This window comes from Hyphomonas sp. BRH_c22 (assembly GCF_000961795.1).
In the GTDB taxonomy this organism is placed as follows: Bacteria; Pseudomonadota; Alphaproteobacteria; order Caulobacterales; family Hyphomonadaceae; genus Hyphomonas.
In genome coordinates this window covers 18799-28861 of sequence record NZ_LADU01000003.1, presented here as the reverse complement: position 1 = coordinate 28861, position 10063 = coordinate 18799, and the positions used below count along the sequence as shown (strand labels likewise).

The window sequence follows — 10063 nt, the reverse complement described above, 5'->3', positions numbered from 1 at the left end:
CTCAGTCCCTGCGCAGGCACCTGTCGCGGCTCCGCCGCCGCCCCAGCCGCGCGCCAATCCGCGCCCACAGCGGTCGGCACAGGATGGCAGGCCGTCCCCGAAAAAGGACCGCGTCGGCAATAACCAGAACTAGGGACTCGCTAGTGCGCGTCGTGACCGGCGCGCGGATCGTTCCATTCTGCGGCGATGCCGTAGCCGCCCCGGCGGGTCAGCCAGAACATGCCGATCAGGTCGAAGATGCCGGCGCCGAGGCGTCCGAGAAAGCCGTATTTTGACATGCCCGCCAGGCGCTCGCGGTCATTCACCAGTTCCTCGCGGACATCCCAGCCTGCGCGCTTGACCAGGGCCGGCAGGAACCGGTGCATCGAGGCAAAGAATGGCAGGTCACGAAAGGCCTGCGTCCGGATCAGTTTCCAGCCGCAGCCGGTGTCTGTTGCGTCATCGCGCAAGACGAAACGGCGCACGCCATTTGCAACGCGCGACTGCAGCCATTTGAATCCGGAATCATTGCGGCTGGTCCGCTTGCCCGCAATGATGCCAAGGCGTCCCGGTGCGCCGGGCGCGATGATTTCGGCCCACAGGTGCGCGGTGTCGTGCGGGTCGTTCTGGCCGTCGCCATCAAGCAGCTGGACCCACTCGCCCCGCACGGATTTGAGCCCGGTAAACAGGGCCGCCGATTTGCCGCGGCGGGCGACATGGTTGAACACGATCACGGTGCCGGGATGCTTTTCGCGCGCCTCTGCCAGTTCCTGGCTGGTTGCGTCGCTGGAGCAATCATTGACGCAGATGATCTCGAAATGGATGCCATTCAGCGCGGCGTGGACCTCGTCGATCACCGGATGCACGTTTCCCTCTTCATTGAAGAACGGAATCAGGACGGAAAGAGCCGGTGAATTTTCCATGCGTCTTCCCGTATAGAACATGTGGGATGAGCGCAATTTGCCGGTTCAGCGTGCACGAATATATGCACGGAAAAAGCACGGAAACAGCACCTCATGTGCACGGAAAGGCGCGGAGCGGAACCCGAAAGGCGCCGATTGCCCATCCACCCCGTCGGTTTGACGTGAAGCCCGGCGCGGACGCGCACGCCTTGCCAGTGCGGACGGATTGGCGCATCCCGGCCGGCATGACAGGCACCATTGACCAGATCGTCGCGCGGCTGAACGCACTTGAACTCGAACTTGAAGCGGAACTGGCCAGGAAACGCGCCGGCCTGAAATACGGGCTGGAGCGCGGCCGGGCACGGTTCGAAGAGGAGGTCGTGCGCCGCCACCGCGAATTGCGAACGCACCTTGCGCGCTATGTGTTCAGCGCCCGCCCGATGGTCTGGATCACGGCGCCGGTCATCTATTCCCTGATCGTGCCCTTTGCCATTGTCGACCTCTGGGCCTCGGCCTACCAGGCTGTCTGTTTCCGCGTGTACGGGATCCCGCAGGTGCAGCGCCACCGCTACCTCGTGTTCGACCGCAGCGGGCTGGCCTATCTCAACGCGATCGAGAAGCTCAACTGCGCCTATTGCTCCTATGTGAATGGCGTCATCGCCTATGTCCGCGAGATCGGCGCGCGCACGGAGCAATACTGGTGCCCGATCAAGCAGGCGTGCCGCGTGATCGACGCGCATGCCCGCTATGCCGGGTTCGAGGAATTCGGCGATGGCGAGCACTATCACGACCGGCTGAAAGTGCTGCAGGCCGATATCCGGACCGCAAAGGATCCGGCAGATCCGCTGGCTGACTAGAAGGCGTCAGGCCCGTCCGGGGCCTGCGTCTGCGCGTCCGCAAGGATGAAAAGGGCGGAGCCGCGGCCCGTGCTGCGGCTCCATCCGGTTGTCAGATGCGCGCAAAATCGTTGCGGGCAAGGCTGGCGACGCTGTCCAGCGTGACGGTCTTGTCGCTCAGGCGGCGGCGCTGCAGCTCGGCAAGTTCGAACGGTGCGGCGTGGCCATAATTTTCCGTCCAGATGCGATCGACTTCCGGCTTGGTCAGCGCGGCAGTCACTTTCACTTCCGAAAGGTCGTCCTGGTTCTCGGCGCGCCGGCCGCCGGGCAGGTAGATCGTGCCGTTTGAAAAGTCGACGGCGAAGGCGATCAGGCCCGGAATGAGGAACAAGAGCAGGCCGAGACCATCAAGGATGGCGACACTGGGGTCGATCCGGCCGCCCGTCTGGCCCTTGCGCTCGGGGTAGAGAAGCGTGCCGCAGCCCGACAGGGCTGTGGCCAGTACTGCGGTGGATCCGCCAATCAGCAGGCGGCGTTTTGTTATGTCCATGAGGTGATCTCCTGTGAAACGGCCTCGACAGAATGCATGGCCGCTGGACGTCTAAGCCCTGAACGGGGCCGGGGTTCCAGAGCAGGGCAAAATTCGGGACCGTGCCCATGCGGAATATTTCCGGAAAGTAAACTGGCGCGCGTGAAATCGGTAGCGCGCCTTCGCCGGATATTCGCCAGTTTAGGCTAGAAAGGGCGCAGTCGGATTGGGGGGCATGATGCCTGTCTCTAGCAAAATGAGCGATATTCTGGAATCGCTTACCTTCTTCGCTTTTGTGGCGATTACGGCGCTTTGCCTGTCATTTACCTTCTCCATGGTGGTCTACCGGCTGGGCCTGCCGGCGAATCCGAAGATGTTTGTCCTGACCAATCTGGTCGTTTCCGCCTGTATCGCCATTCCGACGGCGGTGATTGCCTCGCAGCATGAATTCCGGCTTCGGATCTATCAGCGGCGTCTTGAAGCGCTGGCTGCCACCGACCCGCTGACGGGTCTCTACAACCGGCGCTTTTTCAGGCAGGCTCTGGATGAAGAGCTTCAGCGCATGAGGCGCACGCGCCAGACGGCGGGTGTGGTTGTGTTCGATCTCGACCATTTCAAGCGGATCAATGACCGGTTCGGCCACAAGACGGGCGATGTTGTCCTGACAGAAGTGGCCGCCAGCGCCTTCGCCGAACTGCGCGGACCGTTTGACCGGCTCGGACGCTGGGGCGGCGAGGAATTCGTCATCCTGCTCAGCAATGTGACGCTGGACCAGGCCGCCTCTGTGTGCGACCGGATCCGGGCCCGTATCGAAAGCCTCGTCATCGAGCACAAGGGCCATGCCATATCGGTCACCGCGAGCTTTGGTGTTTGCCTGCTGGAACGCGGCGATGACCCGGAGATCGCGCTTGAGACCGCGGATGCCGCCCTGTTCGATTCCAAGAATGCCGGGCGCAACTGCGTCACCACGCGCGGACGGCTGGATCTGGCGGCCTAGTCCTGGCCCATTGCGGCCATGGCCTGGGCGACCTCCAGTTCGGCGGCCAGCCTGTCGACATATTTGACAAAACTGCGGGCATAGAGCGGGCGGCACTCCACCCACCATTCCCGGATGCCCGGATTGCTGAGCGATTCCCGCAGGCGCGCTTCGGAGCCTTCCCACAATTCGTCTTCGAAAATACCGTACCGGCGATGCGTGTGCAGCACTTCGAAATGGCGGAAGGAAATGCTGAGAAAGTTCGAGACGCGCAGGAACTCGGCCGGCGTCCAGGATTCGCGGCCCTTCTCGCGCACCACCAGTTCGGCCAGTTCGGCGCTTTCGGCGATGCGTCCGAGATTGGCCGAGAGGAGCTGCGCCGAAGTCTGCGCGGCGGCCATGCGCGTCAGATGGGCGTTCTGGCGCAGCTGCAGGCCGATGAAGACCAGTGTCAGCACCACGGCGCCAGATGCCATGATGTTGGCGATCGTCGCGACAGTATCGAGATTCATGCAGGCCTCCCCTTTTTTGATTATCAAGCGCCCGACTGGCTCGTGCGTCAACGGACGGGGTGACGGAGGCCCGGCTGTGGGCTAGATGCGCTGCATGTTTGCCACCACGCTCATCACCCTCGTGCCGGAGGCCTTTCCCGGTCCGCTCGGCGTCTCCATCCTGGAGCGGGCGCGTGAGAAGGGTGTGTGGAGCCTTGAGACCGTGGACCTGCGCACGTTCGGCGTCGGCAGGCATCGCAATGTCGATGATACGCCGGCCGGTGGCGGCGCGGGCATGGTGATCCGGCCGGACGTGGCGGCCAGCGCGATTGACAGCATCCCGCGTGGCGGGCGTCCGCTTGTCTACCTGTCGCCGCGCGGCAAACCCTTTAACCAGCAGAAAGCCCGCGACTGGGCGGCGGGTCCGGGGCTGATTTTCTTCTGCGGCCGGTTCGAAGGGCTCGACGAACGCGTCATCGAGGGCCGGCAAATGGAAGAGGTCTCGCTCGGCGATTTTGTGCTGGCCGGGGGGGAAGTGGCGGCGATGGCCCTGATCGAGGCCGTGGTGCGTCTTTTGCCCGGTGTGGCCGGGAATGAGGCCTCGCTGATGGAGGAATCCTTCGAGCATGGCCTGCTGGAACAGGCACAGTACACGATGCCCCGCGAATGGGAGGGCCGTCCGACGCCCGAGGTTTTGCTCTCCGGCGATCACAAGCGGATAGAAGAATGGCGCAAGAACAGCGCAAAGGCGTTGACAAAGCAGCGCCGCCCCGATTTATACGCCGCTTACTCCAAGACCCCCGTATTCCAACCGCCGGAGAATGGCGATGAACATGATTGAGCAGCTTGAGGCGGAAGAACGTGTCCGCGTCCTCGGCGATAAAAAGATACCCGCATTCTCGCCCGGCGATACGCTGGCGGTGAACGTGAAGATCAAGGAAGGCGACCGTGAGCGCGTCCAGCGCTTTGAAGGCGTCTGCATTGCCCGTTCGGGCGGCAGCCTGAGCGAGAGCTTCACGGTTCGCAAGATTTCCTTCGGTGAAGGCGTCGAGCGGGTCTTCCCGCTGGTCTCGCCGCTGATCGAGTCGATCGAAGTCAAGCGCAAGGGCCGCGTGCGCCGTGCGAAACTCTACTACCTGCGCGACCGTCGCGGTAAGTCGGCCCGTATTGCCGAGCGGACCACCGGTCACGGCATCGAGGCTGTCGAGATCGCCGTGTCGAAGACCGAGCGCCGCCGCCAGAAGGACGCAGAGAAAGTGGCCCGCAAGGAAGCCGCTGCGGTTGATCGCGAAAACGCTGCCAAGGCAAAGCTCGAGGCTGAAAAGGCCGCTGCGGCTGCCGCAGAAGCCGAAGCGAAGGCCGCTGAAGCCGCCGCCGCCGCTGCTGAAGCGCCAGAGGCTGCTCCGGAAGAATAGGCTTGTTAAAAGCCTGCACTATCAAAAACGCCCTTGCTCCACGGCAGGGGCGTTTTTCGTTCAGTTCATTTAATTATGCAGTTTTGCAGGCGGGTACGCTACGCGGCGGTCGTCTCATGGCATGCTTGGTCGAGTGCGGCTTCGAGATTGTCGGCCATCCAGTCGAATGACGCATCGACCCTGGCGACAGCGCCGCGTGCAGCGGACAAGACGCTCTTGTCCCCACCCGGGAGGTGGAAAAACGGATTGGCTTCCCAGATCATAGGTTGGCCACCGGGTAGGAGGCTGTAATCGAGGGCGGCAAAATCCAGGCCGAGCGCCGCGACGGCGCCCACCAGGACATCGGCGTGCGTGACGGAGGTCCGGAAATACGCAATGTCTGCCGCGATCATGTCATTCAGGTCACGCCGGCGAAGCCCGATTTTGCACGCCAGCTTCCGATACCGGGTGTCTTCAAGGGCGAAGGTGGAATTTGACATGCCGACGATCAAGCTGGACGAGAAGAAGAGGTGGCTCGCTATGACGTTGCCATTGAAGACAAATGCGCGGGCCTTGTGATGATACCGGCTGAACAGGCTGGTGCGGTCAGGATCCGAAATACGGTATTGCTCGCGGACGTCGATCATTTGACTGACGACAGCAGGAAATTGCATCGCGGCTACCGTCGTGCTGACGTCTCGCTCATTCCTGACAATGAAGACATTGCGCTGGCAATGAATCTCGTCGAGCCTGACAATGCAGGGAAGACCGACCTGCTGGATGGCGGCACGAACCTCTTCACGCGAGCGGACGGCCAGAGACCTGGCACTGGGCACGCGATCGCGTGTCCATATGAGCGCCTGAGAGGATTTGGACGTATTGCTCAAAGCGTCGGGCGCATTGAGGCTTCTTAAGCCAAGCCGGGCGGCGGCTGCGGCTATCTGCGCAGCTTCGGCATAGCATTCAGGATAGATTTGCCGCAGCGGATCGCCAAGCCAGAAAGCGATAAGGGCCACATTGTCCAGGTTGATGACGTCTGCACCAGTGCGGTGAAACCTGATTCGGCCGGCAAATCCGGGATTCCGCTGTTTCACGCGCCGCATGAATTCCGCACCTGTCGGAACCGTCCGTCCGCGCCCCGGTCCATGAACGACAATGAGTATGTCCTGACGGGGTACTGTGCCTTTAACTCCGTCCTTCCGCATCGAAATCAGGTAGGGCATTCTTTGAAGCATTCAGCAGCGCCTTTTAGTCGGGTCAGGTCGCGAGCGCCTGTCCCATATCGACAGGCGCCCTCACACCGCGTGACCAGTACAATAAACATGCCATATCGATGGTGAGTTCAGCAGATTCCCTTACAGTTTGCGTTCCGGCAGGGCGTTTTCGTTCAGACGGCGTTGCCTTCCGCCATATACATTGTGAGCGCCTCGGCGAGATGGTTGAAGACAATACGCATGCGCCGGTTGCCGCGCAGGTCTCCATGCATCGTGAGCCAGGTTTCAAGTGGAAAGGTCATTTCTTTCGGAAACAGGCGCACAAGGCGGGGATCGCGCATCGCAAGGGCGACCTGGCAAATGCCGATGCCAAGTCCGGCGCGGATGGCAGATAGCTGGGCGACGTCACTGTCGGTGCGCAGCGTGAACATTTCGCGGTGCAGCTCCAGCCCTTGGGCGCGCAGTCCCTGCACCCCGCTCGTCTCATGGTCGAATCCGATGAGCGCATGGTCTGAGAGATCCTCGAGGCGGCTCGGTGTCCCACGCCTTTCCAGATAGTCGCGGCGCGCGAACATGCCGAGCGCGACATCACCGATCTTGCGCGCAATCAGCGCCCCCTGGCTCGGCCGGACCATGCGCACCGCGATGTCGGCGTCCCGGCGCAGGAGGTCAGCGGTTTCATTCGACGCGACGAGTTCGAACACGAGCTGGGGATAGTCGGCGCCGATTGCAGCCAGAATGGCTGGCAGGACTTCAATGCCGATCACTTCGCTGGCGGTAATGCGGACGGCGCCGGCCATGGCATCGTCGGGGCCCGAGGCGGCGCGCACCATCGCGGCGGCGGAGGCCTCCATAGCGAGCGCATGGGGGATCAGCGCGTCTGCTGCCTCTGTCGGGGAAAGGCCCTGTGGCGACCTGGTGAACAGGGATGTGCCGCCGAGCGCGCTTTCGAGTTGTTCGACATGGCGCGCAATTGTTGGCTGGGTCACGCCAAGGGTGCGGGCGGCCGCCGACAGGCTACCCGTCCGGTAGACGCTGAGCAGCGAGCGGCAGTGATCCCATGAGAGCGTCGCATGATCCATAATTTATGTTTAGCGGGTATATATATTACCGCAATTTCTTTTAACTCACAGAGGCTTTACCCTCCACGTGCCACCACAACAGGAGATCGACATGGCTTTGACACGAACAGCCCTCATCCTTGGCGCGACAGGCGGCGCCGGTTACGAAATTGCCCGCGCCTTGAGGGCGCGTGGCTGGCAGATACGCGCGATGCACCGGCGCCCGGATGCCGTTTCATCCCTGATGCCGGAGGCTGACTGGGTCGAAGGCGATGCGATGAAGGCAGGGGACGTGCTGATGGCTGCGACCAATGCAGACCTGATCGTGCACGCGGTGAACCCGCCCGGATACCGCAACTGGGGCAAGCTCGTCCTGCCCATGATCGATAATACGATCGCAGCCGCGCGGGTGAACGGGGCGCGGATCGTGCTGCCGGGTACGGTCTATAATTATGGTCCTGATGCGTTCCCCCTGCTCCGCGAGACCTCCGCGCAGAACCCGGTAACCCGGAAGGGCGCGATACGGGTTGAGCTGGAAGCCCGCCTCCGCCGGGCAGCTGAGGCGGGCGTGAGCGTGCTGATCGTGCGTGCCGGGGATTTCTTCGGTCCCAACACGGGTAATTCCTGGCTTGCGCAGGGCATGGTGAAGCCGGGGCAGCCGGTACGCGCTGTCACCCATCCCGGCAAGCCGGGGATTGGTCACGCCTGGGCCTACCTGCCGGATTTCGCGGAGACCGTTGCCCGGCTCGTCGACAAGGAGGCCGACCTGGCCGCGTTCGAGACATTTCACTTCGAAGGCCACTGGTTCGAGGACGGGCGGGATATGGCCGAACAGGTCCGCCGCGCTGCGGGCAATGAGGCCGCGCCGATCAAGCACTTTCCGTGGCGCATACTGCATCTGGCAAAGCCCTTTGTCCCCCTCTTCCGCGAAATGGCCGAAATGCAATATCTGTGGCAGGTGCCCGTCCGCCTCGACAATCGCAAGCTGGTGTCGGCCCTTGGCAGCGAACCGCATACGCCGATCCATGTGGCCCTGAAAGCTACGCTGGAGGGCCTGGATTGCCTTGGACCTGAGGCGCGCCATCACCAGATAAAAGAGGTGAGCGCCGCGGCATGACCGGTCTGCAGCGGGTGCGGGCTTCCATCGCCCGCATCTGCCGCTATGTTGCGCCGCGACAAGCAGAATGGACGTAGCGAATGGCCGGCAAGACACTTTATGACAAGATCTGGGACGCGCATGTCGTCCACACGGATGCAGCCTCCGGCGAGAGCCTGCTCTATATCGACCTGCATCTGATCCATGAAGTGACAACGCCGCAGGCCTTTGACGGGTTGAAACTGGCTGGCCGCAAGGTGCGCCGCACGGACCTGACCCTGGCCGTGGCTGACCATAATACGCCGACCGAGAACCAGGCGCTGGGCCTTGCAGGCGTGACGGACCCGGAAGCCCGCAACCAGCTGGAAACCCTGACGCGCAATGTCGCCGAATACGGCATCGAATATTTCCCGATGGGGGATATCCGCAACGGCATCGTGCACGTTGTGGGGCCCGAACAGGGCCGGACCCAGCCGGGCATGACCATCGTGTGCGGCGACAGCCATACAAGCACGCATGGCGCCTTTGGCGCGCTGGCGCACGGCATCGGGACGTCCGAAGTGGAGCATGTGCTGGCAACGCAGACCCTGCGCGCCCGCAAGATGGGCAATATGGCCGTCGACGTGTCGGGCCGGTTGCGGGATGGCGTGACCGCCAAGGATCTCGCCCTGCACATTATCAGCCAGACGGGCACGGCCGGAGGCACGGGATATGTCATCGAATATCGCGGCGAAGCGATCGAGGCCCTGTCAATGGAAGCCCGGATGACGCTCTGCAATCTGGCCATCGAGGGCGGCGCCCGCGCGGGCCTGATCGCGCCGGACGAGAAGACGCTCGCCTATATGAAAGGCCGCCCCGCCAGCCCGAAAGCCGGCGCATGGGAAGTGGCCGAGACCTACTGGAAGACGCTGCGCTCCGATGATGATGCGGTATGGGACCATGTCCTGAAGATCGATGGCGCATCGGTCGAGCCGACGGTCACCTGGGGCACCAGTCCGGAACAGGCGATCCCCCTGTCGGGCAAGACACCCGTGCCGGAAGAGATTGCCGATCCCGTCAAGCGCGCGGCGGCCGAGCGCGCCCTCGACTATATGGGCCTTGAGCCCGGCGTGCCGATTGCGGGGACGCCAGTGCAGCGCGTGTTTATCGGCTCGTGCACCAATAGCCGGATCGAGGACCTGCGTGCGGCGGCGGATGTAGCCCGGGGCCATCATGTGGTGGACGGTGTGCGGGCCATGGTAGTTCCGGGGTCCGGACTGGTGCGGGCGCAGGCAGAGGCCGAGGGGCTGGATGCGGTGTTCCTCGCGGCGGGCTTTGAGTGGCGCGAGCCGGGCTGTTCCATGTGCCTCGGCATGAACCCGGACATATTGGCGCCCGGTGAGCGCTGCGCATCGACCTCGAACCGGAACTTTGAAGGCCGTCAGGGCCGCGGCGGCAGAACCCATTTGATGAGCCCCGCGCTGGCCGCGCGGGCGGCCATTACGGGCGTGATCGGGTGATTGCATTCTGTCGGGGCCGAGACGGTCCTGTTTGGCGCCGACGGTCCCGGACATGGCCTGGGCGGCAAGCGCGAGAAGGAATTCTT

General features: G+C 63.1%; 11 protein-coding genes. 6 read left to right on the top strand and 5 right to left on the bottom strand.

All coding sequences use genetic code 11. From position 1 onward, the window contains the following. Positions 1-140: 140 nt before the first annotated feature. Positions 141-902: a glycosyltransferase family 2 protein gene (locus VR74_RS00300; protein ID WP_045693401.1), complete on the bottom strand. Its 762-nt coding sequence runs from the start codon at positions 900-902 to the stop codon at positions 141-143. Positions 903-928: 26 nt separating this feature from the next. Between VR74_RS00300 and VR74_RS00295 the strand changes: the two genes are divergently transcribed. Next, positions 929-1738, top strand: coding sequence for a hypothetical protein (locus VR74_RS00295; RefSeq protein ID WP_299949204.1), 810 nt, complete (start codon positions 929-931; stop codon positions 1736-1738). Between the two features lie 91 nt (positions 1739-1829). Here VR74_RS00295 and VR74_RS00290 read toward each other — a convergent pair whose 3' ends face one another. Then, positions 1830-2267: a hypothetical protein gene (locus tag VR74_RS00290; RefSeq protein WP_045693399.1), complete on the bottom strand. Its 438-nt coding sequence runs from the start codon at positions 2265-2267 to the stop codon at positions 1830-1832. Positions 2268-2502: 235 nt separating this feature from the next. Here VR74_RS00290 and VR74_RS00285 point away from each other — a divergent pair, with 235 nt between their 5' ends. Next, positions 2503-3243, top strand: coding sequence for a GGDEF domain-containing protein (locus VR74_RS00285; protein ID WP_299949202.1), 741 nt, complete (start codon positions 2503-2505; stop codon positions 3241-3243). Here the strand turns inward: VR74_RS00285 and VR74_RS00280 are convergent. After that, the gene (locus VR74_RS00280; RefSeq protein WP_045693397.1) at positions 3240-3734 is read right to left on the bottom strand and encodes a hypothetical protein; all 495 of its coding nucleotides are present in this window, start codon (positions 3732-3734) and stop codon (positions 3240-3242) included. The two genes, VR74_RS00285 and VR74_RS00280, sit on opposite strands and share 4 nt — an antisense overlap. 94 nt (positions 3735-3828) lie before the next feature. Here VR74_RS00280 and trmD point away from each other — a divergent pair, with 94 nt between their 5' ends. Further along, positions 3829-4554 carry a tRNA (guanosine(37)-N1)-methyltransferase TrmD gene (trmD, locus tag VR74_RS00275; RefSeq protein ID WP_045693407.1) on the top strand — a complete coding sequence of 242 codons (726 nt, stop codon included), beginning with the start codon at positions 3829-3831 and terminating at the stop codon, positions 4552-4554. Then, positions 4541-5128 (top strand): 50S ribosomal protein L19, encoded by a 588-nt coding sequence (rplS, locus tag VR74_RS21445; RefSeq protein ID WP_045693396.1) that lies wholly within the window; start codon positions 4541-4543, stop codon positions 5126-5128. Before trmD ends, rplS begins: the two co-directional genes overlap by 14 nt. Positions 5129-5226: 98 nt before the next feature. On the opposite strand, the gene VR74_RS00265 is transcribed toward rplS, so the two are convergent. Continuing rightward, the gene (locus tag VR74_RS00265; RefSeq protein ID WP_299949200.1) at positions 5227-6210 is read right to left on the bottom strand and encodes a hypothetical protein; all 984 of its coding nucleotides are present in this window, start codon (positions 6208-6210) and stop codon (positions 5227-5229) included. 284 nt (positions 6211-6494) lie between these two features. Continuing rightward, positions 6495-7403, bottom strand: coding sequence for a LysR family transcriptional regulator (locus tag VR74_RS00260; protein WP_045693392.1), 909 nt, complete (start codon positions 7401-7403; stop codon positions 6495-6497). Between the two features lie 91 nt (positions 7404-7494). Here VR74_RS00260 and VR74_RS00255 point away from each other — a divergent pair, with 91 nt between their 5' ends. After that, the gene (locus VR74_RS00255; RefSeq protein ID WP_045693391.1) at positions 7495-8499 is read left to right on the top strand and encodes an NAD(P)H-binding protein; all 1005 of its coding nucleotides are present in this window, start codon (positions 7495-7497) and stop codon (positions 8497-8499) included. An 80-nt stretch (positions 8500-8579) separates the two neighbouring features. Beyond that, complete coding sequence (leuC, locus tag VR74_RS00250) at positions 8580-9977, top strand: 3-isopropylmalate dehydratase large subunit (RefSeq protein ID WP_045693390.1); 1398 nt, start codon at positions 8580-8582, stop codon at positions 9975-9977. The last annotated feature ends 86 nt before the right edge of the window (positions 9978-10063 follow it).

Coding starts and splice junctions, on each gene's coding strand:
- VR74_RS00300 (WP_045693401.1), bottom strand. CDS start 902: ATGGAAAATTCACCGGCTCTTTCCGTCCTGATTCCGTTCTTCAATGAA.
- VR74_RS00295 (WP_299949204.1), top strand. CDS start 929: ATGAGCGCAATTTGCCGGTTCAGCGTGCACGAATATATGCACGGAAAA.
- VR74_RS00290 (WP_045693399.1), bottom strand. CDS start 2,267: ATGGACATAACAAAACGCCGCCTGCTGATTGGCGGATCCACCGCAGTA.
- VR74_RS00285 (WP_299949202.1), top strand. CDS start 2,503: ATGAGCGATATTCTGGAATCGCTTACCTTCTTCGCTTTTGTGGCGATT.
- VR74_RS00280 (WP_045693397.1), bottom strand. CDS start 3,734: ATGAATCTCGATACTGTCGCGACGATCGCCAACATCATGGCATCTGGC.
- trmD (WP_045693407.1), top strand. CDS start 3,829: ATGTTTGCCACCACGCTCATCACCCTCGTGCCGGAGGCCTTTCCCGGT.
- rplS (WP_045693396.1), top strand. CDS start 4,541: ATGAACATGATTGAGCAGCTTGAGGCGGAAGAACGTGTCCGCGTCCTC.
- VR74_RS00265 (WP_299949200.1), bottom strand. CDS start 6,210: ATGCGGCGCGTGAAACAGCGGAATCCCGGATTTGCCGGCCGAATCAGG.
- VR74_RS00260 (WP_045693392.1), bottom strand. CDS start 7,403: ATGGATCATGCGACGCTCTCATGGGATCACTGCCGCTCGCTGCTCAGC.
- VR74_RS00255 (WP_045693391.1), top strand. CDS start 7,495: ATGGCTTTGACACGAACAGCCCTCATCCTTGGCGCGACAGGCGGCGCC.
- leuC (WP_045693390.1), top strand. CDS start 8,580: ATGGCCGGCAAGACACTTTATGACAAGATCTGGGACGCGCATGTCGTC.